Annotated in this window: 26 protein-coding genes; 10 read left to right on the forward strand and 16 right to left on the reverse strand. The window is 72.6% G+C overall.

Annotated elements, in window-relative coordinates; all coding sequences use genetic code 11:
- Window positions 1-12: 12 nt before the first annotated feature.
- The 4 genes from ABTW72_RS17065 to truB form a co-directional block, all read right to left on the reverse strand.
- Complete coding sequence (locus ABTW72_RS17065; RefSeq protein ID WP_350859790.1) at window positions 13-2400, reverse strand: polyribonucleotide nucleotidyltransferase; 2388 nt, start codon at window positions 2398-2400, stop codon at window positions 13-15.
- Between the two features lie 227 nt (window positions 2401-2627).
- The gene (rpsO, locus tag ABTW72_RS17070; protein ID WP_030337594.1) at window positions 2628-2897 is read right to left on the reverse strand and encodes a 30S ribosomal protein S15; all 270 of its coding nucleotides are present in this window, start codon (window positions 2895-2897) and stop codon (window positions 2628-2630) included.
- Between the two features lie 199 nt (window positions 2898-3096).
- On the reverse strand, window positions 3097-4026 hold the full coding sequence (locus ABTW72_RS17075; RefSeq protein ID WP_112699907.1) for a bifunctional riboflavin kinase/FAD synthetase: 930 nt from the start codon (window positions 4024-4026) through the stop codon (window positions 3097-3099).
- Between the two features lie 71 nt (window positions 4027-4097).
- Window positions 4098-4982 (reverse strand): tRNA pseudouridine(55) synthase TruB, encoded by an 885-nt coding sequence (truB, locus tag ABTW72_RS17080; RefSeq protein WP_091402049.1) that lies wholly within the window; start codon window positions 4980-4982, stop codon window positions 4098-4100.
- 215 nt (window positions 4983-5197) lie between these two features.
- Here truB and ABTW72_RS17085 point away from each other — a divergent pair, with 215 nt between their 5' ends.
- Window positions 5198-6208, forward strand: a complete 1011-nt coding sequence (locus tag ABTW72_RS17085; RefSeq protein ID WP_350859794.1) for a hypothetical protein — start codon at window positions 5198-5200, stop codon at window positions 6206-6208.
- A gap of 21 nt (window positions 6209-6229) precedes the next feature.
- On the opposite strand, the gene ABTW72_RS17090 is transcribed toward ABTW72_RS17085, so the two are convergent.
- Entirely contained in the window at window positions 6230-7552 is a 1323-nt protein-coding gene (locus ABTW72_RS17090; protein WP_350859797.1) for an MATE family efflux transporter, read from the reverse strand.
- Between the two features lie 204 nt (window positions 7553-7756).
- Here ABTW72_RS17090 and ABTW72_RS17095 point away from each other — a divergent pair, with 204 nt between their 5' ends.
- Window positions 7757-8596, forward strand: coding sequence for a hypothetical protein (locus ABTW72_RS17095; protein WP_350859800.1), 840 nt, complete (start codon window positions 7757-7759; stop codon window positions 8594-8596).
- Window positions 8597-9041: 445 nt separating this feature from the next.
- On the opposite strand, the gene ABTW72_RS17100 is transcribed toward ABTW72_RS17095, so the two are convergent.
- The 9 genes from ABTW72_RS17100 to rimP all read right to left on the reverse strand — a co-directional run bounded on the left by ABTW72_RS17100 (window position 9042) and on the right by rimP (window position 17015).
- Window positions 9042-9251, reverse strand: coding sequence for a DUF6186 family protein (locus tag ABTW72_RS17100; RefSeq protein WP_350859976.1), 210 nt, complete (start codon window positions 9249-9251; stop codon window positions 9042-9044).
- Window positions 9251-9658, reverse strand: coding sequence for a hypothetical protein (locus ABTW72_RS17105; RefSeq protein ID WP_350859803.1), 408 nt, complete (start codon window positions 9656-9658; stop codon window positions 9251-9253). Before ABTW72_RS17105 ends, ABTW72_RS17100 begins: the two co-directional genes overlap by 1 nt.
- Before the next feature lie 100 nt (window positions 9659-9758).
- On the reverse strand, window positions 9759-10811 hold the full coding sequence (locus ABTW72_RS17110) for a DHH family phosphoesterase (RefSeq protein WP_350859806.1): 1053 nt from the start codon (window positions 10809-10811) through the stop codon (window positions 9759-9761).
- Window positions 10808-11308 carry a 30S ribosome-binding factor RbfA gene (gene rbfA / locus ABTW72_RS17115; RefSeq protein ID WP_350859809.1) on the reverse strand — a complete coding sequence of 167 codons (501 nt, stop codon included), beginning with the start codon at window positions 11306-11308 and terminating at the stop codon, window positions 10808-10810. Before rbfA ends, ABTW72_RS17110 begins: the two co-directional genes overlap by 4 nt.
- Before the next feature lie 126 nt (window positions 11309-11434).
- Complete coding sequence (locus ABTW72_RS17120; protein ID WP_091400377.1) at window positions 11435-11731, reverse strand: DUF503 domain-containing protein; 297 nt, start codon at window positions 11729-11731, stop codon at window positions 11435-11437.
- A 91-nt stretch (window positions 11732-11822) separates the two neighbouring features.
- Window positions 11823-14840 (reverse strand): translation initiation factor IF-2, encoded by a 3018-nt coding sequence (gene infB, locus ABTW72_RS17125; protein ID WP_350859812.1) that lies wholly within the window; start codon window positions 14838-14840, stop codon window positions 11823-11825.
- A 93-nt stretch (window positions 14841-14933) separates the two neighbouring features.
- On the reverse strand, window positions 14934-15266 hold the full coding sequence (locus ABTW72_RS17130) for a YlxR family protein (RefSeq protein ID WP_112624296.1): 333 nt from the start codon (window positions 15264-15266) through the stop codon (window positions 14934-14936).
- A gap of 16 nt (window positions 15267-15282) precedes the next feature.
- A complete protein-coding gene (gene nusA, locus ABTW72_RS17135) occupies window positions 15283-16326 on the reverse strand; it encodes a transcription termination factor NusA (RefSeq protein ID WP_238671748.1) in 1044 nt (347 codons plus the stop codon).
- Window positions 16323-17015, reverse strand: coding sequence for a ribosome maturation factor RimP (rimP, locus tag ABTW72_RS17140; protein WP_091400370.1), 693 nt, complete (start codon window positions 17013-17015; stop codon window positions 16323-16325). Before rimP ends, nusA begins: the two co-directional genes overlap by 4 nt.
- A 233-nt stretch (window positions 17016-17248) precedes the next feature.
- Between rimP and ABTW72_RS17145 the strand changes: the two genes are divergently transcribed.
- The 7 genes from ABTW72_RS17145 (at window position 17249) to ABTW72_RS17175 (ending at window position 23693) form a co-directional block, all read left to right on the forward strand.
- Window positions 17249-17698, forward strand: a complete 450-nt coding sequence (locus ABTW72_RS17145; protein ID WP_350859816.1) for a hypothetical protein — start codon at window positions 17249-17251, stop codon at window positions 17696-17698.
- Window positions 17695-18132 carry a ferritin-like domain-containing protein gene (locus ABTW72_RS17150; RefSeq protein ID WP_124856468.1) on the forward strand — a complete coding sequence of 146 codons (438 nt, stop codon included), beginning with the start codon at window positions 17695-17697 and terminating at the stop codon, window positions 18130-18132. Before ABTW72_RS17145 ends, ABTW72_RS17150 begins: the two co-directional genes overlap by 4 nt.
- 54 nt (window positions 18133-18186) lie before the next feature.
- Window positions 18187-18789, forward strand: coding sequence for a PadR family transcriptional regulator (locus tag ABTW72_RS17155; protein ID WP_350859818.1), 603 nt, complete (start codon window positions 18187-18189; stop codon window positions 18787-18789).
- Window positions 18762-19520 (forward strand): ABC transporter ATP-binding protein, encoded by a 759-nt coding sequence (locus ABTW72_RS17160; protein WP_350859821.1) that lies wholly within the window; start codon window positions 18762-18764, stop codon window positions 19518-19520. Before ABTW72_RS17155 ends, ABTW72_RS17160 begins: the two co-directional genes overlap by 28 nt.
- On the forward strand, window positions 19517-22297 hold the full coding sequence (locus tag ABTW72_RS17165) for an FtsX-like permease family protein (RefSeq protein ID WP_350859824.1): 2781 nt from the start codon (window positions 19517-19519) through the stop codon (window positions 22295-22297). The genes ABTW72_RS17160 and ABTW72_RS17165 overlap by 4 nt, the downstream gene beginning before the upstream one ends.
- A 74-nt stretch (window positions 22298-22371) precedes the next feature.
- A complete protein-coding gene (locus tag ABTW72_RS17170; RefSeq protein WP_350859826.1) occupies window positions 22372-22872 on the forward strand; it encodes a nitroreductase/quinone reductase family protein in 501 nt (166 codons plus the stop codon).
- Between the two features lie 92 nt (window positions 22873-22964).
- Complete coding sequence (locus tag ABTW72_RS17175) at window positions 22965-23693, forward strand: nucleotidyltransferase domain-containing protein (protein ID WP_350859829.1); 729 nt, start codon at window positions 22965-22967, stop codon at window positions 23691-23693.
- A 6-nt stretch (window positions 23694-23699) separates the two neighbouring features.
- Here ABTW72_RS17175 and ABTW72_RS17180 read toward each other — a convergent pair whose 3' ends face one another.
- Both ABTW72_RS17180 and map read right to left on the reverse strand, forming a co-directional pair.
- Window positions 23700-24413 (reverse strand): VIT1/CCC1 transporter family protein, encoded by a 714-nt coding sequence (locus ABTW72_RS17180; RefSeq protein WP_328650517.1) that lies wholly within the window; start codon window positions 24411-24413, stop codon window positions 23700-23702.
- 55 nt (window positions 24414-24468) lie between these two features.
- Complete coding sequence (gene map, locus ABTW72_RS17185; protein WP_091400357.1) at window positions 24469-25326, reverse strand: type I methionyl aminopeptidase; 858 nt, start codon at window positions 25324-25326, stop codon at window positions 24469-24471.
- Between the two features lie 95 nt (window positions 25327-25421).
- Here map and ABTW72_RS17190 point away from each other — a divergent pair, with 95 nt between their 5' ends.
- Window positions 25422-25736, forward strand: a complete 315-nt coding sequence (locus ABTW72_RS17190) for an STAS domain-containing protein (RefSeq protein ID WP_350859832.1) — start codon at window positions 25422-25424, stop codon at window positions 25734-25736.
- Window positions 25737-25755: the final 19 nt, after the last annotated feature.

A 25755-nucleotide genomic window follows, 5' to 3' on the forward strand; every position in this document is an offset into this window, starting at 1 on the left:
GTTGTACGACGGTCAGCTGTGCCGGGTCCGACGGCGCGGACGCTCGCCGCCCTCGCCACCCTCGCCGCCGCCGTTGCCGCCCTCGCCGCCGCGCTCCGGGCCACGCCCGCCACGGTCGCCGCCACGCTCACGGTCGCCGCGGTCACGCGGGGCCCGGTCGCCCCGGTCCCGGCCAGCCGGCCGGTCGCCAGCGGCGGCCTCACCGGCGGCCGGAGCCTCGGTGCCCTCCGGGCGGACCTTGTCGAGGTAGATCTTGCCGCGGGCGTCGATGTCCGCGATCTCGACCTCGACCCGGTCACCGACGTTGAGGAAGTCCTCAACACGCTCGACGCGCTTGCCGTCGCCCACCTTGGAGATGTGCAGCAGGCCGTCACGGCCCGGCAGGAGCGAGATGAACGCGCCGAACGCGGCGGTCTTGACCACCGTGCCGAGGAACCGCTCGCCCTGCTTCGGCAGCGTCGGGTTGGCGATGCCGTTGATCCGGTCGACGGCCGCCTGGGCCGACGGGCCGTTGGTGGCGCCGACGTAGATCGTGCCGTCGTCCTCGATGGAGATCTCGGCGCCGGTCTCGTCCTGGATCGCGTTGATGGTCTGCCCCTTCGGGCCGATCACCATGCCGATCTTGTCCACCGGGATCTTGACGGTGGTGACTCGCGGCGCGTAGTCGGACATCTCGGCCGGAGCCTCGATCGCCGCCTTCATGACCCCGAGGATGACCTGCCGGGCCTCGTTCGCCTGCTGCAACGCGGAGGCCAGCACGTCCGACGGGATGCCGTTGAGCTTGGTGTCGAGCTGGAGCGCGGTGACGAACTCCGGCGTGCCGGCGACCTTGAAGTCCATGTCACCGAACGCGTCCTCGGCACCGAGGATGTCGGTCAGCGTCACGTACTGGGTCTTGCCGTCCACCTCGTCGGAGATGAGCCCCATCGCGATGCCGGCGACCGGCGCCTTCAGCGGAACACCCGCGGAGAGCAGGCCCAGCGTCGAGGCGCAGACCGAACCCATCGAGGTGGAGCCGTTGGAGCCGAGCGCCTCCGACACCTGCCGGATGGCGTACGGGAACTCCTCGCGCGACGGCAGCACCGGGATCAGCGCGCGCTCGGCGAGGGCGCCGTGGCCGATCTCGCGACGCTTCGGCGAGCCGACCCGGCCGGTCTCACCGGTCGAGTACGGCGGGAAGTTGTAGTTGTGCATGTAGCGCTTGCGGTTCTCGGGGGACAGCGTGTCCACCATCTGCTCCATGCGGAGCATGTTCAGCGTGGTGACGCCCAGGATCTGGGTCTCGCCCCGCTCGAACAGCGCCGAACCGTGCACCCGGGGCAGCACGCCGACCTCGGCGGTCAGCGCCCGGATGTCGCGCGGGCCACGCCCGTCCATGCGGACCTGCTCGCGCAGCACGCGGTTGCGCACCTCGGACTTGGTCAGCGACCGGAAGGCAGCGCTGAGCTCCTTCTCGCGACCCTCGAACCGTGCGCCCAGCTCCTCGGCGACCCGGGCCTTGACCCGGTCCAGGGCCTCCTCGCGGTCGGCCTTGCCGGCGATGGTGATCGCCTCGGCCACGTCGGCGCGGGCCAACTCGGAGACGGCGTCGTACACGTCGTCCTGGTAGTCCAGGAAGACCGGGAACTCGGTGACCGGCTTCGCGGCGACCTCGGCCAGCTCGCTCTGCGCGCGGCACAGCTCACGGATCGCCGGCTTCGCGGCCTCCAGGCCGCTGGCGACGACCTCCTCGGTCGGGGCGGTGGCACCGGCCGAGATGAGGGCGACGGCGTTCGGGGTGGCCTCGGCCTCGACCATCATGATCGCGACGTCGCCGTCCTCGAGCGTGCGGCCGGCCACGACCATGTCGAAGGTGGCGCGAGCCAGCTCCTCCAGGGTCGGGAAGGCGACCCACTGGCCGTCGATGTGGGCGACGCGGGTCGCCCCGATCGGGCCGGAGAACGGCAGGCCGGAGAGCTTGGTCGACATCGAGGCTGCGTTGATCGCCACGACGTCGTACGGGTGCTGCGGGTCGAGCGCGAGGATGGTCTCGACGACCTGGACCTCGTTGCGCAGGCCCTTGACGAAGGACGGGCGCAGCGGCCGGTCGATCAGCCGGCAGGTGAGGATCGCGTCCTCGCTGGGCCGACCCTCACGGCGGAAGAACGAGCCGGGGATGCGACCCGCGGCGTACATCCGCTCCTCGACGTCGACGGTCAGCGGGAAGAAGTCGAACTGCTCCTTCGGATGCTTACCGGCGGTCGTGGCGGAGAGAACGACCGTCTCGCCCAGCTGGGCGATGACGGAACCGGCGGCCTGGCGAGCCAGCCGACCGGTGGAGAAGGTGATCTCGCGGGTGCCGAAGGACCCGTTGTCGATCACGGCGGTGCGGGATTCGGTGCCGAGTTTGGTCTCGGTCATGTGCTGTCGTGCTCCTTCGCGTCGTGGGCCCACGACATCGGGGAGCTGCTCAGCCGGCCGGTCTTCGATCGAAGCGCCCGGGTGGCCGGCATGATGCCGGGGTTCCCGGGGGCCACTACCGGAGACCGGTACGCTGACCGGCTCCCTCTCGGGTGGTCGCGCGGCCCGTGTTTCTTCAGGTGGGACGCGGTACGGGGGAGTGGCCGTACGGCCACTCCCCCGTCACGTCACCGGCGCAGACCGAGCCGCTCGATGAGCGACCGGTAGCGGGCAATGTCCTTCTTCTGGACGTAGTTGAGCAACCGACGGCGCCGGCCGACCAGCAGCAGCAGCCCACGGCGGCTGTGGTGGTCGTGCTTGTGCACCTTCAGGTGCTCGGTCAGCTCGGCGATCCGCTTGGTGAGGACCGCGACCTGGACCTCCGGCGAACCGGTGTCGCCCTCGGCGGTCGCGTACTCCGCGCGGATGCTGGCCTTGGCTTCCTGATCGAGCGCCATGTTCTCCCTGTTTCGATGGGTTGATCAAGTGGGTGTCCGTCGTCCCGGTGGACCGGGAACGGACCGGTACCTCGCACCCGCGGCGTCGAGCAGGCACGCGAGGCCCCACGCCGGTCACCCGACGTCCCGGCAAGACTACCAGCACTCGCCGGTAACACCCGGCGAAGGGCCTCGGTGGCGGCCCGTCAACCCACCACGATCAGGCCAGTACGCGCCGGGTGCGCTCGACGTCCTGATTCATCTGGGCGATCAACGGCTCGATCGAGTCGTACCGGATCTGACCACGCAGGTGCGCCACGAAGTCCAGCGCCAGCCGCTCGCCGTACAGGTCGCCGGAGAAGTCCAGCGCGTACGCCTCCACCCGCCGCTCCCGCCCGGAGAAGGTCGGGTTGGTGCCCACTGACACCGCCGCCAGCAGCGGCTCGTGTTGACCGCGGCGGATCAGCCGGGCCGCGTACACGCCGTCGGCGGGCACCGCCGCGTACCGGTGGCAGAGCAGGTTGGCGGTGGGGAAGCCCAGCTCCCGGCCCCGCTGGTCGCCGCGGACCACGACGCCCTCCACCCGGTGTGGGCGGCCCAGCGCGGCGGCCGCCGCGCCCACGTCACCCGCGTCGACGCAGGACCGGATGTACGTGGAGGAAAAGACGGTGCCGTCCTCGGCGACCAGCGGGCCGCCCTCCACGCCGAAGCCGAACGTCTGACCCAGCCGTTCCAACAACGCCACGTCGCCGGCGGCCCGGTGCCCGAAGCGGAAGTTGCTGCCGACCACCACCAACGCCGCGTGCAGGTGCTCGACAAGGACGTCGTGCACGAACTGCTCGGCCGGCACCCGGGAGAACTCCGGGGTGAACGGCACCACGCAGAGCACGTCCACGCCGAGCGCCTCGATCAGTTCGGCCTTACGGGCCGGCTCGGTGAGCACCGCCGGGTGCGAACCGGGGCGGACCACCTCGGCCGGGTGCGGGTCGAAGGTGACCACCACCGACTGCACGCCCAACTCGCGGGCCCGGGCAACGGCATGCCCGATCGTCGCCTGGTGCCCCTTGTGCACGCCGTCGAAGACGCCGATGGTGACCACCGAGCGTCCCCACCCGCCGGGCGCCGCGTCGTAGCCCCGCCACCGCTGCATGCCGTTCCTCTCTGCTGTCCCGCCGGCCGGCGGGTCGACACCGCCGGCTGCGGGCCGGCGGACCTGCGCTGTCAGGCCGGTGCGAGCACGATCTCCGCGCGGGCCCGTCCGTCCCGCTCGCTGACGATAGCGATCAGGCCGCCGGCCGGCCCGAAGACGGCGTACGGCCCGGTGAGGCCGGCCGGGTCCAGTGGCCCACCGTGGGCGAGCACCCGGGCCTCGTCCGGCGTGGCCTCCCGGCGGGCGAAGAACCGGTCGGCCGCCGCGTCCAGTGGCAGGTTCACCACGTCCGGGGCGCGCTGCTCCAACTCGTCGAGCGTCGCCGCCTCGGCGAGGGTGAAGCCACCCACCGCGGTACGCCGCAGCGCCGTGAGGTGCCCGCCGACGCCGAGCGCCAGGCCGGCGTCCCGGGCGATGGCCCGGATGTACGTGCCGGAGGAGCAGGTCACGTCCACGTCCACGTCCACCACGTCCGGCTCGGTGCGGCGGATCGCCAGCACTTCCAGCCGGGAGATGGTGACCCGCCGCGCCGGCAGCTCGACGCTCTCCCCGTCGCGGACCCGCTTGTACGCCCGCTGCCCGTCGATCTTGATGGCGCTGACCGCGCTCGGCACCTGGTCGACCTCGCCGCTCAACCCGGCCAGCGCCGACCGGATCGCGTCGTCGGTGACCTGCCCGGCCGGCACGGTGGCGGTAACGTCGCCCTCGGCGTCGTCGGTGACCGTGGTCTGGCCGAGCCGGATGGTGCCGGTGTAGCTCTTGCCCGCGCCGATCACGTAGGTCAGCAGCCGGGTGGCCCGGCCGACACCGATCACCAGCACACCGGTCGCCATCGGGTCGAGGGTGCCGCCGTGCCCGACCCGTCGGGTCTTCGCCAGTCGGCGGATGCGCGCCACCACGTCGTGCGACGTCATGCCGCCGGGCTTGTCGACCACGATCAGACCATCGGTGCTCACGTCGGCCAAGCCTGCCAGATGGCACCCACTCCGCAGAGCGTGGGCAGGCCCGGCGTGACCCGAGCCTCCGCTCACACGGCCTGAGCCGGTTTGTCGGGACGTGGCGTCCATCCGGCGGAATGTCGAGCGGGGCAGCCGTCCTCGGAGCGCCCTGGTGACCGGCGCCTACTATCTGCTCGCGCTGGCCACCAGCGGCGAAAACTGACGGGGGAAGCATGGACAACACGTCGTCGAGCGAGCCCACACCGACGGACCCGGTCGACCCGCCACCGCCGCCCGCCGCGGTGGCGCAGGTCAACCCGGTGCAGCTACCGGACTGGCTACGGTCATCGCAGACCGAGCACCAGCCCACCGGGTGGAACCGGGTCCGCTTCTTCTCGGCCCGGCACAACGGGGCCCTGCTGCTCGGCCTCGGGCTGGTGATGGCACTGCTGATGGTCGTCGGCGGGGTGGTGCTGGTCGGTCGGGTCGCCGATGGTGTCCGCGCGTCCGCCTCGGCGAGCCCCACACCGAGCCCCACCCCGCCGGTGAGCAGGGTCGGCGAACCACGGGACCTGTTCGCCGGGTCGCCGGCGGCCTCCTTCGCGCCAGCCGAGGAGGCCGTGCGGATGCCGGCGGCCAAGAGCACCGGGCCGTTCACCGCGGCCCAGGTGCGGACCGCGCTGGAGTCGGTGCGCAAGGCACTGATCGAGAGTCGGGTCGACATCTCGATGTTCTCCGGGGATCCGGAGCCGTTCCTCGCGCTGCTCGCCCCGGACGCTCGCGAACGGCTCCGGGGAGACTTCACCAACGGCAGTTTCCTGCGGTACGCCACGAGGATGGCGTCGCCGTCGGACTGGGAGTTCGGCGTCCGCGCCGACGGCCGGGTCACTTACCGGGCCACCAGGCAGAACGGCATCCGACTGCTGGAGGTCTCCACGGAGTTCGTCTGGGCGTACCCGTTCGACGTGGACCTGCGGGCGCCCGCCGGCGCGACAGTGGTGGCGCTGCGCGACCAGGTGGCGTGGCAGGTGCCGCACCCGGACGACGTGCCGGCCTCCGCCCGGGGCCTCTGGGTCGCCTCGGCGAAGGCCGTGACCTGGAACGCGGACTGCGCCCAACTCAGTGAAGGCTGGGTGCAGGAGCAGTTCTGGGTGGCCGACGTGCACCGGGACCGGATACCCGCGGGCGACCCGGGCACCATCTTCGACCTCGACGCGCCCGCGCCAACCACCACGCGCTGCTGACCGGCGGACCCCGGCGACCGGTCAGCGGACCGCGCCGGTCACCGCCCACCTGCCGTTGCGCAGTCGCAGCAGCAGGGCGACCAGCCGGATCACCACGAACACTGTGAGCCCGGCCCAGATGCCGCCCAGCCCGAGGTTGAGCGCGTACGCCAGCCAGATGGCCGGCAGGAAGCCACCGAGCGCCGCCACGATGGTGAGGTTGCGCAGGTAACGCACGTCGCCGGCGCCGATCAACACGCCGTCGAGGGCGAACACCACCCCGGCCAGCGGCAGCATGACGACGAACCACGGCCAGGCCACCATGGCCTGCTCGCGTACCCCTTGATCGGAGCTGAACCACGACGGCACCACGCCCGCGCCGGCGGCGACGAGCAGCGCGAAGCCCACGCCGCAGACGCCGCCGAGCAGCCCGACCCGGCGGGCGAGCGCCCGCGCACCCGCGTCGTCGCCGGCGCCGAGCGCGGCACCGACCAGGGACTGCGCGGCGATGGCGAGGGCGTCGAGCACCAGCGCGGTGAAGAACCAGAGTTGCAGGGCGATCTGGTGGGCGCCGACGGCGGCGGCGCCGAAGCGGGCGGCGACGGCGGTCGCGGACAGGAAGCTGGCCTGGAACGCCAGCCCACGGATCAGCAGGTCGCGGCTGAGCACCAGTTGTTGGCGGATCACGCGGGGTTGGGGGCGCAGCGACACCCGCTCGCCGACCAGGGCGGCGGCGAAGAGCACCCCGCAGAGCGTCTGCGCGACGACGTTCGCCACGGCCGAGCCGACCAGACCCAGCCCGCCGGGGTAGACCAGCAGCGGGCAGAGCAGCGCGGAGAGCAGGTTGGGGCCGAGCACGAAGTACAGGGGGCGGCGAGTGTCCTGCACGCCGCGCAGCCAGCCGTTGCCGGCGGCGGCGAGGAGCAGGCCGGGAGCGCCGAGGGCCGCGATCCGCAACCACTGGGCGGCGGCGTCGGCGACCTCGCCACCACCCCCGGCGAGGGTACGCGCGAGCGCGCCGCCGCCGACCTGCATGCCGATCGCGATCAGCAGACCGACACCGAATGCCAGCCAGGACGACTGGACGCCCTCGGCGACCGCGGCGGCCCGGTCACCCGCGCCGAAGCGGCGGGCCGCGCGGCCGGTGGTGCCGTAGGCGACCACGGTGCCCACCCAGGCGGTGAGCGTCATGACCGTGCCGCCGACGGCGAGCGCGGCGAGCGGCACCCGGCCGAGGTGACCGACCACGGCGGTGTCGACCAGCACGTAGAGCGGCTCGGCGGCGAGCACCACGAGGGCCGGCAGGGCGAGCGCGGCGATCCGCCGGGGCGAGGCGGGTCGGTGAGCGGTGGTGGCGTGGTTCATCGCCGCCGATCCTGGCATGACCACAGTAAGGAGCACAAGGCCGCTGGTGACTTACGGACCCGCCTCTCGACCAGCTCGGCGGACGTCACCGAGGATCGAGGCCCTGGTGCGCTCCATGTCGCCGCCATCCCGGTTTGCGGCGCTCACTACCCTGTCCGAGGCTCCCACGCGGGGGGCACCACGACAGCGATAGGCCTTATCACAGTGAGCGACAGTTACCCTCCGCCCGACCCGAACGTCACCCCCTGGAGCGGCCCGCCGGCCCCGCAGCAGGGCGGCTACCCGCCGTACGGACAGCCACCACCCCAGCCGTACTACGGCACACCACCGCCAGCGGCGCCGAACGGGTCGAACAAGGGCCTGATCATCGGGCTGGTCGCCGGCGCGGTGGTCGTCATACTCGCCATCTGCGGCGCGGGAATCGGCCTCCTGCTCGCCTACGATGACGACGAGCCCGCACAGGGCACGTCCTCCACCCCCACGGTGGGCACCGGCAGCACGCCCGGCACGGGGACCGCCCCCACACCGGGGCAGGCGGATCCACCGAACAACAACTCGATGACCGCCCGTTACTCCAGCGACCTGGCGAACGTCTGCGAAGGCAGCCCGATCCTGAACGCGGCGCCCTACAGCGGCCCGGCCGGCGCCAAGGCCTACACGTTCTCGAACAACCCCGACCGGCCGACGTCCTGGTCCTCGACGTACGTCCCCTCGGACAAGTCCTACTACGCGAAGGGCGCGGACTACCAGAAGGTGTCGGTGGTCGGCTGCCTGAAGTTCGACGAGGGCAGCCAGGGTGCCCCGAGAAAGTGTCAGTACAGGGACAAGGCGGAGAAGCAGGTCACCGTCGACTACGTCTCGTCGCGCTACACCCTGACCTTCTACGCGGCCAGGACCGCCGAGAAGATCGGCGACGGCGGCACCGTCACCGCCCCGACGAACAGGTGCCCGAGTTTCATCTCGTACGACAAGACCACCATGAGGGCGTACGCGACGCCGGACTCCGGCACCATCGAGGCGGCCCTGGACACGTTCCTGTCCTGAACGGCTCGACCCCCACCGGTGGCCGGACGGTGACGCCGTCGGCGCGGCGCGTCGGCGGCGTCACCACCGGTCGAGACGAGTCACTGACGGGTGTCCATCGACGTCTGCAGCGCGCGGCGGGCCTGCTCGCGGGCGTCGTCGGTGGTGGTCTCGGGCTTGGGCTTGTTCGGCATGGTGGCGCTCCTCTTCCCAGGGCGTGAGCCGCCGACACGCGGCGGCCCTCACGGGCGGTCCTGCTGAGCGCCCCACGGCGGTCCGGGGTTACCGGAGCAGCCGACTGGGCAGCGTGAGCCCGGGTCGATCCGACCCTGGAGGGAGGCGGCACGGGGTGTGGCACCACCGCCCATGACCTGCACCGCTACGCGGCACCGGCCTTCTCCCAAGTTATCGTTCAGGTCCACATACTGCTTACGGTTCCCGCCATTTGGACGGTCGGCAGCCCAGCTCAGCGAGCCAGGAAGTGCCAGCCCAGCCACCACCAGAACCCGAACAGACCGATCCGGCCCACCGGCACCGAACCGACCTCGTAGCGCATCACGTAGGCGCAGACCTCGCCCAGGGTGGGGATCCGTGACCCCTCCCGCCGGGCCATCCACTCGACCACCGCGAAGAGGATCAGCGCGGTGAGGAAGCCGCCGATCGCGAGCGCGCGCATCATCGCCGCACCAGCCCCCAGAAGGCGGCCAACCAGGCGAACCAGACCGCCGACCGGGTCAGTTGATCCTCCAGGAGAGGATCGGCCAACCGGGAGAAGGTCGGGAAGTCATCGCCGGCCGCCAGCACGAAGGTCACGCCCTCGAAGACCCCGAAGACCACCACCGGCACCGCCCACCAGGCCGCCCCCGTGCCCAGCCGACGCGGCGCCGGCCGACGGGGCACCCGGTTGCTCAGACCGAGCCAGATCAGCACCCCACCCGTCCCGAGGGTGAACAGATTCGCCTCGGTGGAGAAGGACGCGAACCGGCCACCGACGAGCGACAGGCAGACGAGGACGGGAACGGAGACGGCGGGCCGGTCCCAGGCGCGGGGGGCCTCCACGGTGAGGTCGTGCGGCTGCTCCATCCCGCAATTCTTCCCGGTATCACGGAACGCGGGAAGACCAACACTCCCCGGAGCTGACCCTGATCTTCCGGACCAACGGATCGATGGCGGCCGAAGGCAGTCAGCCGATCAGCGCCGCGTCCAGCTGACCGCGGATCGACTCGACCACCTGCTCGACGGTGCCCCGGCCGGTGAATCCGGCCGCGAACGTGTGCCCACCACCGCCCAGCGCTACCGCGACCCGACTGACGTCCACCGCGCCCTTGCTGCGCATCGACACCGCCCACTCGGTGGGCCTGGTCTGCTTCACCACACAGCTCACATCCGCCTCGGCGGTGCAGCGCACGGAGTCGATCAGCGCCTCCAGCACGTACGGCCGCTGTTCGTGCCGGGCCAGGTCGTCCAGGGTGGCGAAGGTCCAGACCAGGCCCCGACCTCCGGCGGCGGCCGGCTCCAGTCGAGCCCGGCCGAGAACCTCACCGAAGAGGCGGACCGCGCCGAAGGGCCGGGTGTCGAAGACCCGCCGGGAGATGTCACCCGGCGAGATGCCGGTCGCCAGCAAGCGGGCGGCCATCTGATGCACGGCCGGAGTGGTGGCCTCGAACCGGAACGAGCCGGTGTCAGTGGTCAGCGCCACGTAGAGGCACTCGGCGATGGCCGGATCCACCGCCACCCCGAGCCGGGCCAACAGTTGTTCGGCCACGACCGACGTGGCCGCCGCACCCGGGTCGACCAGGTTGACAGTGCCGAAACCCGGGTTGGAGGCATGGTGGTCGAGCACCAGCGCCGCACCCGCCGACGACAACCGCCCGGCCAACTCGCCGAGACGCGACTCGCTCGCCGCGTCGAAGCAGATCACCAGATCGGGCGCCGGGTCGGCGGCGTCCGCCGGGACCAGCAGGTCCAGCCCGGGCAGCCCCCGGAACGGCTCCGGCACCTCCGGCGGCCCGGGAAAGGTCGCCTGCACGTCGCGTACGCCGAACTGCCGCAGGCCCAGACCGAAGCCGAGCATGCTGCCCAGCGCGTCGCCGTCCGGATTGATGTGGCAGATCAGCAGCACCCGGGCGGTCGGCGGGAGAGCTCGCACCAACGCCTCGGCCGCGGCCCAGTCCGCCTCGGCGGGGCCGAGCGCGGCTGCCCCGGCGAACGGGGCGGTGCTGGCGGTGCTGGTCACCGCGTTTCCCCACCCCGCGGGGTCTCCTTGACGTCGGTGGCCTCGTCGGCCTCGTCCGTCTCGTCCGTCTCATCGGTCTCGTCGTCCACCCGGTACGGCTGGGCCTCGCCCGCGTACTTCGCCTGGGCGGCGAGCCGCTGCACCTCGGCGTCGGCGTTGCGGGCGGCGGCGAGCAGGTCGTCGATGTGCTTGACCTGGTCCTGCACGTCGTCGAGGACGAACGTGAGGGTCGGCGAGTGGCGCAGCCCGAGGGCCTTGCCGACCGTGCTGCGCAGCAGCCCCTTGGCGCTCTCCAGCGCCGCCGCGGTGTCCGCCTGGGCCACCGAGTCACCGAGCACCGTGTAGAACACCGTCGCGTCACGCAGGTCAGCGGTAATCCGGGCATCGGTGATGGTGATCATCCCGAGCCGCGGGTCCTTGATCTGGCTCCGCACCACCGACGCGACCAGCTCACGCACCCGTTCCGCGTGCCGGCGTACCTTGGCCGGATCAGACATCTCGCCACCTCCACGGCGTCCTGCTTCCGGCCGACCCGGCGGCCCGCAGGCCGCCGGCCGACCGGCCAACATCTCGAACATTACCTTCGCGGCCGCTCCGGTCGCCCGGCACGGCCGGCGCCATGGTCAGTCGTCGTCCACGCCGTAGAGCCGGCGTCGCACCGACAGCAACTCGACCTCGGGGCGATTGGCCACCAGGCGCTCACAGGAGTCGAGCACCTCGCGGACGTGCGCCGTTTCGGCGGCCACCACGGCCACCGCCAGCTGCGCTCGACCATGCAGGTCGAGCGCACCCACCTCGGCGGCCGACACCTCGAAGCGGCGCAGCGCCGCCACGATCGGCCGTACATATGATCTCTTGGCTTTGAGCGACCGTGAGTCGCCCGGCAGCAGCAGGTCGAAGACCGCGGTTCCGGTGAACATCGCCCCGGACGATACCGCCAAACCGCCCCGCATGATCAAGGGGTTTACGCCGACTCGGCGTAAACCCCTTGATCAGCGTGTCACTGCCGGATCAGGCGCGAACCTTCTCCCGCATCTCGAAGGTCTCGATGACGTCGCCGACCTGGACGTTGTTGTAACCACCCAGGGTCAGACCGCACTCGAAGCCCTCGCGGACCTCGGTGGCGTCGTCCTTGAACCGCTTGAGCGAGGTGATCGTGAGGTTGTCCGCCACGACCGTCCCGTCCCGAAGCAGTCGAGCCTTCGCGTTGCGTCGGATGATGCCCGACCGGACGATGCAACCGGAGATGTTGCCGATCTTGGACGAGCGGAAGACGTCGCGGATCTCCGCGCTGCCCAGCTCGGCCTCCTCGTACTCCGGCTTGAGCAGGCCCTTGAGCGCTGCCTCGATCTCCTCGATGGCCTGGTAGATGACGGTGTAGTACCGGATCTCCACGCCCTCGCGGTCGGCCATCTCACGGACCTTGTTCGAGGCCCGCACGTTGAAGCCGATGATCGTGACCGGCTCGGACGAGGCGCTCGCGAGCATGACGTTGCTCTCGGTGATCGCGCCGACGCCCCGGTCGAGGACCTTGAGCTGGACCTCCTCGGGGATGTCGAGGTTGAACAGCGCGTCCTCCAGTGCCTCCACCGAACCGGAGACATCGCCCTTGAGGATGAGGTTGAGCGAGGTCTTCTCGCCCTCCTTGAGCTGCTCCATGAGCGTCTCGAGGGTGGCCCGACCACGGGAGTTGGCGAATGCCGCCGCCCGCCGCCGTGCCTGTCGCTGCTCGGCGATCTGCCGCACCGTGCGGTCGTCCGCCGCGGCGAGGAACGTGTCACCCGCACCGGGCGGCGCGGTCAGACCCAGAACCATGACCGGACGCGCCGGCCCAGCCTCGGAGAGCTGGTTGCCGTTCTCGTCGAGCATGGCCCGGACCCGGCCGTGCGCCCCACCGGCGACGATCGAATCGCCCGCCCGCAGGGTGCCCTTCTGCACCAGCACCGTCGCCACCGCACCGCGGCCCTTGTCCAGGTGAGCCTCGATGGCCACACCCTGCGCCGGCCCGTCGATCGGAGCGGTCAGCTCCAGCGACGCGTCGGCGGTCAGCAGAACGGCCTCGAGCAGTTCCTCGATGCCGATGCCGGGCTTGGCTGCCACGTTGACGAACATGGTCTCGCCGCCGTACTCCTCGGCGACCAGGCCGTACTCGGTCAGCTGCTGGCGGACCTTGTCCGGGTTGGCCTCCGGCTTGTCGACCTTGTTGACCGCGACCACGATCGGCACGTCGGCCGCCTTGGCGTGGTTCAACGCCTCGATGGTCTGCGGCATCACGCCGTCGTCGGCCGCGACCACCAGGATCACGATGTCCGTCACCTGGGCACCACGAGCACGCATGGCGGTGAACGCCTCGTGACCCGGGGTGTCGATGAAGGTCACCGCGCGGTCCACACCATCGTGCGGAACGTGCACCTGGTACGCACCGATGTGCTGGGTGATGCCACCCGCCTCGCCGGCCACGACGTTCGCCTTACGGATGGCGTCGAGCAGCTTGGTCTTACCGTGGTCGACGTGACCCATGACGGTCACCACCGGCGCACGGCTGACCAGACGCTCCTCGGCCACCTCCGCGTCGAGGTCGATGTTGAACTGCGCGAGCAGCTCGCGGTCCTCGTCCTCCGGGCTGACGATCTGGATGTCGAAGCCCAGGTGCTCACCCAGCAGCTGCAGGGTGTCGTCAGAACAGGACTGGGTCGCGGTGACCATCTCGCCCAGGTTGAACATCTCCTGGACCAGCGAACCCGGGTTGGCGTTGATCTTGTCGGCGAAGTCCGACAGCGAGGCGCCACGGGAGAGCCGGACGACCTGACCCTGACCCCGGGGAGCACCCGAGCTCATGGTCGGAGCCGACAGGTTGTCGAACTCCTGTCTGCGCTGCTTCTTGGACTTCCGACCGCGCGTCGGCCGGCCACCCGGACGCCCGAAGGCACCCGCGGCACCGCCGCCACGGCCACGACCACCGGCACCCGGACGACCGCCGCCGCCGGACGGAGCACCCGGACGGAAACCGCCACCGGGAGCACCGCCACCGCCGCCGGGACCGCCACGGTAGCCACCGCCACCGCCGGCACCCGCGCCGCCACCGGGGCCGCCGCGGTAACCGCCACCGCCACCGGCGCCACCGCCGGGACCGCCACGGAAACCGCCGCCACCGCCACCGGGACGACCTGCGCCACCACCGGGACGACCGGCGCCACCGGGACCGGGGCGACCGGCAGCCGGACGCTGGCTCGGCATGGACGCCGGGCTGGGCCGCGGCGGCATGGAGTTCGGGCTCGGCCGCGGCGGCATGCCCGCCGGGCTGTTGGGCCGAGGACCACCCGCACCGGCGGCCGGAGGCCGCTGCTGCTGGCCACCCTGGATGCCGAACGGGTTGTTACCGGCACCGCGCGCCGGCGGACGACCGCCCGGCCGGGCACCCGGACCGGGAGCCGGCGTGCTCGGACGAGCTGCCGGCGAACCGGGACGGGGCGGCATCGCCGCGGGACCCGGCCGAGGACCGGGCCGGTTACCGCCGTCTGCCGGAGGCTCCCGGCGAACGGGGTTGTCCCGCTGCTGCTGGCGGGCGGCCTGCGCGGCCTTGACCGCGGCCTCCTGCTCAGCCTTCAGCGCGGCGGCACGCGCCTCCGCGGCCGCCACCTCGATGTCGTGGGCACTCGCCGGCTTGGCGACCGGGGTCGCCGTCTGCGGGGCACCGGGAACCGGACCCTTGGGCTTCGGACCGGGTGCCGGCGCGGCCGGCCGCCGAGGCGGCATGGGCTTGGCCGAGACCCGGGGCGCACCCGGGGTCGGGGTTGGCGTCGGGGTCGGGTTTGAAGCCGGCGTCGACGCGGGCGCCGACGGGGCGGCCGGAGCCGGGGCTCCGGCGGACGCGACGAATGCGTTCCGCAGCCGCCGGGCGACGGGCGCCTCGACGGTGCTGGACGCGGACTTCACGAACTCGCCCATTTCCTTCAGCTTGGCGAGAACGGTCTTACTCTCGACCCCGAGCTCTTTTGCAAGCTCGTGTACGCGGGCCTTGCCTGCCACTGCACTCCTCACTCCGAGGTCGTGCGGGCAGCACCCGCAGCGACCTCACTCGTGCACTTGAAGCCTGGTCATTTCAGGGACTTCATCGTGTGCTCATGTCGGTCGTCCTACCCTGCTAGCGACCCTCGCCCGGTCGGGCTGACCGGACGTAGTGGTTGGCGCATCGACGTGCTCCGCCAGCGCACCGTGGTCGAGGACCTCGGTGCTGCGCAGCGCACGCCCGAAGGCGCGGCGCCGCACCGCCAGCGCGAAGCAGGCCGGATCCGGGTGCATGTTCGCCCCCCGACCCGGCAGCCTGCGGCGCGGATCAGGCCGGAGACTGTGACCAGCCTCGTCCCTGACCGCGACGATCCGCAGCAATTCGCTGGCCGGCGCACGTTGCCGGCAACCCACACAGGTGCGCTCCGGCTGCGCGCGTCGTACCACTGGAGGAAGTCTACCCCTAGCTCCCCGAGATCGCGCCGCCCGGCTCCCGCACGTGATCAGTTACCCCACGCGCGGCCGGCGCCGTCTGCTCCGCATCGGAACGAATGTCGATCCGCCAACCGGTCAATCGGGCCGCGAGTCGGGCATTCTGCCCCTCCCGACCGATCGCCAGCGAGAGCTGGAAGTCGGGAACGGTCACCCGGGCGGCGCGGTTGGCCAGGTCGACCACCTCGACCCGCAGCGCCTTGGCCGGCGACAACGCGTTGCCGACGAAGGTGCCCGGGTCGTCCGACCAGTCGATGATGTCGATCTTCTCACCGTGCAGTTCACTCATCACGGCACGCACCCGCTGACCCATCGGGCCGATGCAGGCGCCCTTGGCGTTCACCCCGGGGGTGGTGGAGCGGACGGCGATCTTCGTGCGATGGCCCGCCTCACGGGCGATCGCACCGATCTCGACGGTGCCGTCGGCGATCTCCGGCACCTCCAGCGCGAAGAGCTTCTTGACCAGAGCCGGGTGCGACCGGGACAGGGTGATCTGCGGCCCGCGCATGCCCTTGGCCACGTGCACCACGACGCAGCGGACCCGCTCGCCGTGCGCGTACCGCTCGCCGGGCACCTGCTCGGACTGCGGCAGCACGCCCTCCAGCTTGCCCAGGTCGACGCTGACGATGCCCTTCTCGGTACGCGTCTCGTGCGCCTGCACCACGCCGGTGACCAGGTCACCCTCGCGGCCGACGTACTCACCGAAGTGCACCTCGTCGGTGGCCTCCCGCAACCGCTGGAGGATCACCTGCTTGGCGGTCATGGCGGCGATCCGGCCGAAGTCGTGCGGGGTGTCGTCCCACTCCCGTACCAGGCTGCCGTCGGCATCCATCTCCTGCGCGTACACCAGGGCGGCGCCCGACCTGCGGTCGATCTCCACCCGGGCGTGCGGTTCGGCCCCGTCGGTGTGCCGGTAGGCGGTCAGCAACGCGGTCTCGATCGCCGCGAGAATCGTGTCGAACGGGATCTCCCGCTCGCGCTCGAGTGCGCGCAGCGCCGCGAGGTCGATGTTCACCTCTCCTCGTCCTCCACATCATCTTCGTCGTCGATGTCGTCTGAATCGTCGTCGATCTCGTCGGAATCGTCCGCGTCGTCGAACTCGTCGTCCGGCTCACCCAGCTCGGCGAGCCGGGTGAACTCGACCTGCACGCGGCCCGGGCCCAGCTGGGCGTACGCCCAGGCGGCGCGGCCGTCGTCGGTCTCCAGGTGCACGCCCTCGTCGTCGGCCGCGACCACCCGGCCGGTCAGCTGACGGTCACCGGCGGGCTGTTCGCCCCGCTGGCCGGGCAGCGCGGCCGCGCCCCGGGCGGTGACCTTGACCAGTCGACCCACGTTGCGCCGCCAGTGGCGGGGCAGGGTGAGCGGCCGGTCGACGCCGGGCGAGCTGACTTCCAGCTGGTACTCGCCGGCGACGATGTCGCCACCGGTCTCCTCCGCGGCGTCCAGCGCGGCCGAGACCGCGCGGGAGACGTCCGCGACGGCGTCCAGGTCGATCCCGCCGTCGGTGTCCACCATCACCCGCACCACGTGCCGGCGGCCGGCCCGGGAAACCGACAGGTCCTCCAGGTCGTAGCCGGCGTCGTTGACCACCGGCTCGATCACGGCCCGCAGTCGGTCCCGCCGGGCGGCGAGGTCACCGCCGCGGGGGCCCGCAGCACCGCGGGGTCGACCCGTCGGCCTGGTGGCACGGCCACGCTGCGTCATCTCCGCACCCTCTCCCTGGTCGACGGGGACCGGTGGTCCCGCCATGCCGGCACGCCACCGGAGTGGACACGCCGGTGGTTGCGCAGAGCGTAACGCGCCTGCCCGGCGGCGGACCGGGCGGCGCACCGACGCCGGTGACCCCCGGACCGGCACGGATGGTGTTGACTTGGCCGGTGGGGATCGGCAGAACGACACAGCGCGACCAAGCATCCGGACATTCCCGGCGAAAGCTCATGAGTGCCGGGGCGCTGCTGGTGCTCGGCGGCGCCGTGACGCCGCTGACCGGCTGTGATCTTTTCGACCGCGACGACCAGCCAGACCCGCCGCCCGATCCGCTGCGGCCGATGGTGGACGAGTCACTCGCGCTGGCCGCTGCGTACCGGGCGAGCGCGACCGCCCATCCCGAGCTGGCCGACCGGCTCAACCCGATCGCCGAGACGCACACCGCGCACGCCACCGAACTGGCCCGGGTGATCGGCGTGACAGTGCCGTCGGCCGCCTCCGCCGCCCCGACCACCGCCCCGGCCGCCGATCCGAACGGCGCGCGCGCCGCCCTGCGGGCGCTGGAGAAGACCGCCCAGCAGTCCGCCACCGCCGCCTGCGCCGCGGCGCCCGCCGAGCGGGCGGCGTTGCTGGGGTCGATCGTCGCCGCCCGGGCAACTCACCAGGAGGCACTGAAGTGAGGCAGCCGTCCGCCGGGGAGGCACTCGCCGCCGCCCTGTCCGCCGAGTACGCGGCCATCTACGCCTACGGACGCATCGGTGTCCGGCTCAGCGGAGCGGCCCGGGACGCGGCACGCCAGGCGGAGGCCGCGCATCGACGCCGGCGCGACGCGCTGGTGGTGCAGCTCACCACGGCCGGCGGCGTCGTCCCGCCGGACCGCGCCGGGTACGCCCTGCCGTTCCCGGTCACCGACCGGGCCAGCGCCCTGCGGCTCGCCGCCGAGGTGGAGGAGCGCACGGCCGCGCACTGGCGGGCCGCCCTGGCGTCCACCACCGGCGCCGACCGGGACCAGGCGCTGGCCGCCCTTGTCGAGTACGCCGTGCGGGCCACCCGGTGGCGGAAGACGGCCGGGCAGACCCCGCTGACTGTCCCGTTTCCCGGTCGACCCACCTGAACCCGGTCCAACTCCGGTTGCGGTGCGCATACCAGGTATGCATACTCCGTTGCCATGTCCATCCGTCACGGGTTGCTCGCCCTGCTCGAACGCGGCCAGATGTACGGCTACCAGCTGCGCGCCGCGTTCGAGGAGTCGACCGGCTCGACCTGGCCACTGAACATCGGGCAGGTCTACACCACGCTGTCCCGGCTGGAACGGGACGGTCTGGTGCGCCCGCTGCCGGAGAGCGAGGCCGGGCAGCGCCCGTACGAGATCACCGACGCCGGCCGGGCGGACCTGGCGCTGTGGTTCGCCACCCCGATCAGCCGTACCGACCGACCCCGCGACGAGCTGGCGATCAAGTTGGCGCTGGCGCTGACCACCCCCGGGGTCGACGTCCGGTCGGTGGTGCAGGCCCAACGCAGCGCGACGATGCGGGCCCTTCAGGAGTTGACCCGGTTGAAGTACGGCAGCAACCGGCCGGAGGACCTTCCCTGGCGCCTCGTGCTGGACTCGATGGTGTTCCAGGCCGAGGCCGAGGTGCGCTGGCTGGACCACTGCGAGACCAGTCTGGTCCGGCACCAACCCAGCGGCCCGGCGCCTCCCGCTCCCCGACCCGATGACGCTGCCGAGCCGGATGCGGCTCGATGGGCCGGCGAGGAGGCAAGACGGTGAGCGGATCGGACGACGCGGTGCTGGAGCTACGCGCCGTCCACCGCACCCACGGCGCCGGCCCGGCGGCGGTGCAGGCGCTGCGCGGCGTCAGCCTGGTCGTCCGGCCCGGCGAGTTGGTCGCCGTGATGGGGCCGTCCGGCTCCGGCAAATCGACCCTGCTGGCTCTCGCCGGTGGGTTGGACCGTCCGACCGGCGGCGAGGTCCGGGTCGAGGGGCAACCGCTGGGGGCCCTGGACCGCCGCGGGCTGGCCCAGCTGCGCCGCCGTCGGATCGGCTACATCTTCCAGCAGCTCAACCTGCTGGGCAGCCTGAGCGCGCTGGAGAACGTCGCGCTCCCATTGGAACTCGACGGGACCAGCGGACGTCGGGCCCGCGCACTGGCCATGGCCGCGCTCACCGAGGTGGGCCTGCCCGCGTTGGGTGACCGTTTCCCGGACCAGCTCTCCGGCGGGCAGCAGCAGCGGGTGGCGATCGCCCGCGCGCTGGTGGGCGAACGCCGGCTGGTCCTCGCCGACGAGCCCACCGGGGCGTTGGACTCCCAGACCGGTGAGGCGGTGCTGCACCTGCTGCGCCGCCGGATCGACGCGGGGGCCGCCGGAGTGCTGGTGACCCACGAGGCGCGGCACGCCGGCTGGGCCGACCGGGTGGTGTTCCTCCGCGACGGCGTGCTGGTCGACACGACGGCGCCGCTGGGCAGTGTCGAGCAGCTGCTGTCCGGCAGCGACCGGTGACCGTTCGCCGTCCGACGCGGGCTACCGGGCGGGCCGACACCGCGACGCCGCGGCCGGTCGCGCCGCCCGCCCCGGTCGGCCGACGGCGGTTCGCCGAGCTGAGCGGGTCCTGGCGGGCGGCGCTGCGGATCGCCCGGCGGGAGTCACGCCGGTCCCGGCGACGGACCGCCCTGGTGCTCGCGATGATCGCCATGCCGGTGGCGGCGCTGGCCTTCCTGGCGGCGAGCTACGACATGGCCGAGCTGACCCCACAGGAACGCGTCGACCGCCGGCTCGGGGTGGCCGACGCCCAACTCCAGTGGATCGCCGACGCCCCGGTGGGGCAGGACGAGTGGGGTGAGGGCTGGTACACCACCGCCGACGGCAAGCCCCCCTCGAAGGTGACTGCGGCCCAGCTGACCGCGCTGCTCGGGCCGGGCAGCCGGGTCACCGAGGTGCGTCCGCGCGTCCCGCTGACCCTGCGCGGCCCGCACCGCGACGAGGTGGTGAACGGTCGGGTGCTGGACCTCACCGACCCGTTGGCCCGCGGGCTGGTGCGGTTCCGGTCCGGCCGGGCACCGCAGCAGCCCGGCGAGGTCGCGGTCAGTCCGGTGGCGCTGCGGCGCCTGGACCTGCGCCTGGGCCACGCCGTGGCCGCCGCCGACGGAAGCAGGGCGTACACAGTGGTGGGGGTGGTCGAGTTCCCCGACGATCTCGGACCGGTGGTGGCGCTGCACCCGGGGGCCGCGCCGTCGACCGGCCCGGAGCCGGACAGCGTCTGGTTGGCGGACGTGCCGGGCACCGTCGACGCAGGGCTGGTGTCCCGGCTGAACGACCGTGGGGTGGTGGTCACCGCGCGGCACCGGATCGGCTCGGCGACCGGAGCGGACCGGACGTGGCTCGGGTCGATCATGGGCGGCAACCCGAACGACCTGAGCACCGGCGTGCTGATCGCCGGCCTCGGGCTGCTGGAGGTCGTCCTGCTGGTCGGGCCCGCCTTCGCCGTCGGAGTTCGTCGCCGGCGACGGGACCTGGCGCTGGTTGCGGTGGCGGGCGGGGACGCCGCCCAACTTCGCCGGGTCGTGCTGGCCGACGGTGTGGTGCTGGGTGTGCTGGGGGCCGCCGCCGGCCTGCTGGTCGGCGTCAGCGCGGCGTTCGCCGGTCGTCCGCTGATGGAGCAGTACGTCTTCAGCGCACGCTTCGGCGGCTACCGCTGCTGGCCGAGCGCCCTGGTCCTGCTCGGTGGGGTCGCGGTGCTGGCCGGGGTGCTCGCCGCGCTGGCACCGGCGTGGACCGCCGCGCGGCAGGACGTCAGCGCCGGGCTCGCCGGGCGGCGCACCCCAGCGAAATCCCCGGGCCGCTGGTTGGCTCTCGGACTGACGCTGGTGGTCGGCGGGGCGGGGTTGGCGGCGTTCGGGGCCACCCAGACTTCCCCGGCGGTGGTTCTCACCGGGCTGATCCTCGGCGAGTTGGGCCTGGTCTGCTGCACGCCCACGCTGCTCGGTGCGCTCGCCCGCCTCGGCCGGGTGTTGCCGCTCGCACCACGGATCGCGCTGCGCGACGCCAGCCGCAACCGGGCCGCCGCGGCACCGGCCATCTGCGCCGTGATGGCCGCCGTCGCCAGTAGCGTCGCGCTCGGCGGATACCTGGCCAGCGACGGCGCCCGCGACGCACGCGCCTACCGGCCGGCGCTGCCGACCGGCCACGTACTTGTCAACCCGATCAATTTCGCTCAGCAGCCGACACTGGCTCAGATCACCGACGCGGCTCGGAATCAACTCGGGGTCGGCGCTGTCGCCCCGGTGCAGACACCGAACTGCGGGCCGGGGCGCACCGGCTACTGCGACATCGCGCCAGTGCTCCCGCTGGCCCGGGCCTGCCCCTGGCAGCCCGGCGTTCAACTCCCCGCGGCGCAACGCCAGCAGGCCCGTGCCGATCCCCGCTGCCAGTTCCGCGAGGCGGACTACTTCGGCGGCTACGTGGAACCCGGAGTCGACGACGGGACCGCGCTCCCCCTGCTCACCGGCGTGGACCCGACGACGACCGCCGCCGCCACGGCCGTGCTGCGCGCCGGCGGCGTGGTGGTGACCGACCCGCGCTACCTGCACGACGGCCTGGTGACCGTCCGGGTCAGCGAGGTGGACGCCGGCCCGGACCGGCCGCTCACCGTCCGCGACCTTCCGGGGTACGCGCTGCCCCGGGCAGTCGGCCAGTCCCGTCTGCTGCTGTCCGCGGCCGCCGCCCGGCAACTCGGCCTGAGCTGGTCCCAGACCGGCTGGGTGATCGGCACCACGACTCCGCCCGACGAGGAACAACAGGCACGGTTCGCCGCCGCCCTGCGGCCATTCGGGACGCTGTCGCTGGGCGTGGAGTACGGCGGGGCCCCGCGCGACGTCTCACCGCTGCTCCTCCTGCTCGCGGCGGCGGCCGGGCTGATCACCGTGGGTGCGGCCGGGATCGCCACCGCGCTCGCCGCCGCCGAGGGGCGCGCCGAGCTGACCACCCTCGCGGCCGTCGGCGCGGCCCCGGCGGTACGCCGGCTGCTGGCGATCTGCCAGGCCGGGGTCATCGCCGGTCTCGGTTCGGTGCTCGGCATCGTGGCCGGCCTCGGCACCGCCGCGATCGTGCTGGTATCGGTGAACCGGCAGTACGCCAGTGCCTGGCCGGTATCCGATCCGTACCCCTTTCTGGTGCCGTGGCCCGCGCTCGGGGTCCTGGTGCTGGTGCCGGTGGTGGCGATGCTCGGGGCGGGCCTGTTCACCCGGGCCCGCCTGCCGATCGAGCGGCGGCTGGACTGACCGATCCGCCGGGCGACCGAAAGGGGACCGCGCGGGGGTGCCGCCGGGGCCGGGCAGCCGGCAGACTGATCGGCGTGCCAGTGCTCACGAATGTCGTCCGTCGAGTCGGTCATCATCGCTGGTTCGGCGCCACCGCGCGCCTGCTGGTTCCGGCCGATCGGATGGTTGGTCGACTCACCCGGGGTCGGGTGGTCGCGCTCGGCCTGCTCCCCTCCCTGCTGATCACCACGACAGGCCGCCGCTCCGGCAAGCCCCGCAGCAATCCGCTGCTCTACGTGCCCGACGGCGACGCGTACGTGGTGATCGGCTCCAACTGGGGGCAGACCCACCATCCCGGCTGGGCGATGAACCTGCTCGCCGATCCCGCCGCCGAGGTGGACGTGAAGGGCCGGCGGGTCGCGGTGCGGGCCGAGCGGGCCTCCGGTGCCGAACGGGACCGGTTGTGGCAGCTGCTGGTCACCGCGTGGCCCGCGTACCACACGTACGTGCGGCGGGCCGGCGGCCGGGAGATCCACATCTTCCGGCTGGCCCCGACCGGGCGCGGCGCGCCCGAAGCTCCGCCGTCGGCTGGCTAGGCTGACGCTCGGTAGCCAAGGCGAGGTGGTCCCGTGAGCGCGAGGAGTGAGCCGGGGTTGCGAGCCCCGCAGCCGCGAACAGAGCTGGTCCGGTGAGTGAGCTGACCGGTGTCGACCGGGGCGTCGACGATCGGCGGTGGACGGTCGCGGAGCGGGTCGCCGAGGCGGTCCGACGGCGGTTTCCGGCCGATGCGCTCGCGATCGCGGTGCACGGGCCTCTGGCGCACGGGGACGACGACGGCGGCGGAGACCGCGAGGCGGGAATGCTGGTGGTCACCTATCGACCCGGGACGGGCCCGCCGCCGGCGACCCGGCGGGTGGACGGGGTGCTCGTCGATCTGACAGTGGCCGCCGCCGAGGACTACCTGGCCCAGGCCCGGGTGCTCTCCCCGCTCTGGCCGCTGACCGCCGACCGGTACGTCACCACGCAGGCGTTGCACGATCCGACGGGCTGGTTGCGGACGCTGCGCGACGAGCACCTCGGTCGGCTGGCTCGGGCCCGGCCGGCGGAGTTCAGCACCGCGGCCCGCCAGGCGTGGTACCGGGGCAGCGCGGCGCACTCCCGGGCGGCCCGGCTCGCCGAGTGGTACGAGACCGATCAGGCTCTGCTGATGCTCGGTGAGGCCCGGCTGGCGGCGGCCACGGTGAACGGTCTGCTGAGTCGCACCTACTTCCGTGACCCGGGGGACGCGGTGCGGCGCACCGGGTTGGCCGGCGCGGACATGACCGAGGTGGGTGTGGTGCTGGCCCGGCAGGCCGAGGAGTTGGCCGCCCGTGGTCGTGCGGTCGACGGCACGATCGACGAGCTGCTCAGCACCTGAGGCGCGTCACAGCCCGCCCGGTACGCCGATCAGCGAGCCGATCAGGTAGGTGGCGCCGGCCGCCGCGGCGCCCAGCAGCAGCTGGCGCAGCCCACTGGTCCACCAGGGACGGCGGGTGAAGCGGGCCACCACGGCACCGGCGGCGAACAGCCCGAGCCCGCCGACGGCGAGCGCCAGCCACAGTTCGGTGGCGCCGAGCAGGTACGGCAGCAGCGGGACCAGCGCGCCGATCGAGAAGAACAGGAACGACGAGATCGCCGCGGCCCACGGGCTGGGCTGGTCGTCGGGGTCGACGCCCAGCTCCTCGCGGACGTGCACCCGCAGCGCCTCCTCCGGGTCGCGCCGCACCGCCTCGGCGACCTGGGTGGCGAGGTCCCGGGGCAGGCCCCGGGCCACCCACGCGTCGGCCAGCTCCCGGGCCTCCGCCTCGGGGTGTCGTTCCAGTTCCCGTCGCTCCTTGGCCACCTCGGCGGCGACCTGCTCGTTGGCGGAGCGCACGCTGGTGTACTCGCCGAGGCCCATCGAGATCGCACCGGCGACGAGGCCGGCGCTGCCGGTGAGCACGATGCTGCGGGGCGACACCCCGCCGCCGCCGACGCCGGCGATCAGGGCGATGTTGGTGACCAGGCCGTCCATCGCGCCGAAGACGGCGGGGCGTAGCCAGCCGCCGGAGACGTCCGCGTGGTGCGCCTCGCGCAGCGCCGCTGGGGTGTCGGTCACGGCGCCCACCCTTCGTTCGCGACTGCGGGACGTCGCTTCGCTGCGTTCCTCGCGCTCACGGAAGGGTCAGGATCTCGTGGCCGTCGTCGGTCACCACGATGGTGTGCTCGAACTGCGCCGTCCACTTCCGGTCCTTGGTGACCACGGTCCACCCGTCGTCCCACATGTCGTACTGGTAGGTGCCGAGGGTGATCATCGGCTCGATGGTGAACGTCATGCCGGGCTCCATGATGTCCGTGGGGCGCGGGCTGTCGTAGTGCGGCACGTAGAGGCCGCTGTGGAAGGCCTCGCCGATGCCGTGGCCGGTGAAGTCGCGGACCACGCCGTAACCGAACCGCTTGGCGTACGACTCGATGACGCGGCCCACCACGTTGATCTGGCGCCCCGGGGCGACGGCGCGGATGCCGCGCATCATCGCCTCATGGGTCCGCTCGACCAGCAGGCGGGCCTCTTCGCTGACCTCGCCGACGCAGAAGGTGGCGTCGGTGTCACCGTGCACCCCGCCGATGTACGCGGTCACGTCGACGTTGATGATGTCGCCGTCGGTCAGGACCGTGGTGTCCGGGATGCCATGGCAGATGACCTCGTTGAGGCTGGTGCAGCAGGACTTCGGGAAGCCCTTGTAACCCAGCGTCGACGGGTACGCGCCGTGGTCGCAGAGGAACTCGTGCACCACCTTGTCGATCTCGTCGGTGGTCACGCCGGGTTTGCAGTGCTCGCCGGCGAGCTGGGTCGCCTGGGCGGCGAGCCGGCTGGCGATCCGCATCTTCTCGATGGTCTCCGGCGTCTGCACGTGCGAGCCACGCCACTCCCGCGGACGCGCCTTGCCCACGTACTCGGGTCGGGCGATCTGGGGTGGCACCGGTCGCATCGGGGAGAGCGTGCCTGGTGTCAGCGGCGGACGGACGGTCATGCCGCAAGCCTATCGCCGGGGCCGCTGGTGACCCGCGCCACGGCCGCCCGGTGGAGGTTGTTGCCCTGCCAGGGTGGCTGTGCCATGGTGTCAGCGTGGATCAAGGGGGAGCGCCGCCCGTCTTCTCCGCCAGCGCCGAGATCGACGGTGACCACCTCCACGTCGTGGTGGCCGGTGAGGTCGACATGGCAACCGCGGACACGATGCTCCAGACGGCGCTGCGCGAGCCCGCCGGGAAGATCACGCTCGACCTGAGCGCAGTCACCTTCTTCGACTCGGCCGCCATCCACGCCCTGGTCCGGCTTGCCCAGGAGCGTCCGGGCCGGCTCACCGTTCGCCCGTCCCGGCAGGTCCGTCGGGTGCTGGAGATCTCCGGCCTCGGCGAGCAGAGCTGGCTCGACCCGGCCTAGGCACCCGGCCGCCGCCGGG

The sequence above is a fragment of the Micromonospora sp. NPDC127501 genome (assembly GCF_040302185.1).
Classification (GTDB): Bacteria; Actinomycetota; Actinomycetes; order Mycobacteriales; family Micromonosporaceae; genus Micromonospora.

What these genes read in the sequence shown, in the direction of transcription:
- ABTW72_RS17160 (WP_350859821.1), top strand. Translation starts at nt 18,762, where the DNA reads ATGGGCCGGCGAGGAGGCAAGACGGTGAGCGGATCGGACGACGCGGTG.
- ABTW72_RS17155 (WP_350859818.1), top strand. Translation starts at nt 18,187, where the DNA reads ATGTCCATCCGTCACGGGTTGCTCGCCCTGCTCGAACGCGGCCAGATG.
- ABTW72_RS17065 (WP_350859790.1), bottom strand. Translation starts at nt 2,400, where the DNA reads ATGACCGAGACCAAACTCGGCACCGAATCCCGCACCGCCGTGATCGAC.
- ABTW72_RS17145 (WP_350859816.1), top strand. Translation starts at nt 17,249, where the DNA reads ATGAGTGCCGGGGCGCTGCTGGTGCTCGGCGGCGCCGTGACGCCGCTG.
- ABTW72_RS17075 (WP_112699907.1), bottom strand. Translation starts at nt 4,026, where the DNA reads ATGCAGCGGTGGCGGGGCTACGACGCGGCGCCCGGCGGGTGGGGACGC.
- ABTW72_RS17105 (WP_350859803.1), bottom strand. Translation starts at nt 9,658, where the DNA reads ATGGAGCAGCCGCACGACCTCACCGTGGAGGCCCCCCGCGCCTGGGAC.
- ABTW72_RS17085 (WP_350859794.1), top strand. Translation starts at nt 5,198, where the DNA reads ATGGACAACACGTCGTCGAGCGAGCCCACACCGACGGACCCGGTCGAC.
- map (WP_091400357.1), bottom strand. Translation starts at nt 25,326, where the DNA reads ATGACCGTCCGTCCGCCGCTGACACCAGGCACGCTCTCCCCGATGCGA.
- rpsO (WP_030337594.1), bottom strand. Translation starts at nt 2,897, where the DNA reads ATGGCGCTCGATCAGGAAGCCAAGGCCAGCATCCGCGCGGAGTACGCG.
- rbfA (WP_350859809.1), bottom strand. Translation starts at nt 11,308, where the DNA reads ATGTCTGATCCGGCCAAGGTACGCCGGCACGCGGAACGGGTGCGTGAG.
- ABTW72_RS17100 (WP_350859976.1), bottom strand. Translation starts at nt 9,251, where the DNA reads ATGCGCGCGCTCGCGATCGGCGGCTTCCTCACCGCGCTGATCCTCTTC.
- rimP (WP_091400370.1), bottom strand. Translation starts at nt 17,015, where the DNA reads ATGACGCAGCGTGGCCGTGCCACCAGGCCGACGGGTCGACCCCGCGGT.
- ABTW72_RS17090 (WP_350859797.1), bottom strand. Translation starts at nt 7,552, where the DNA reads ATGAACCACGCCACCACCGCTCACCGACCCGCCTCGCCCCGGCGGATC.
- ABTW72_RS17120 (WP_091400377.1), bottom strand. Translation starts at nt 11,731, where the DNA reads ATGTTCACCGGAACCGCGGTCTTCGACCTGCTGCTGCCGGGCGACTCA.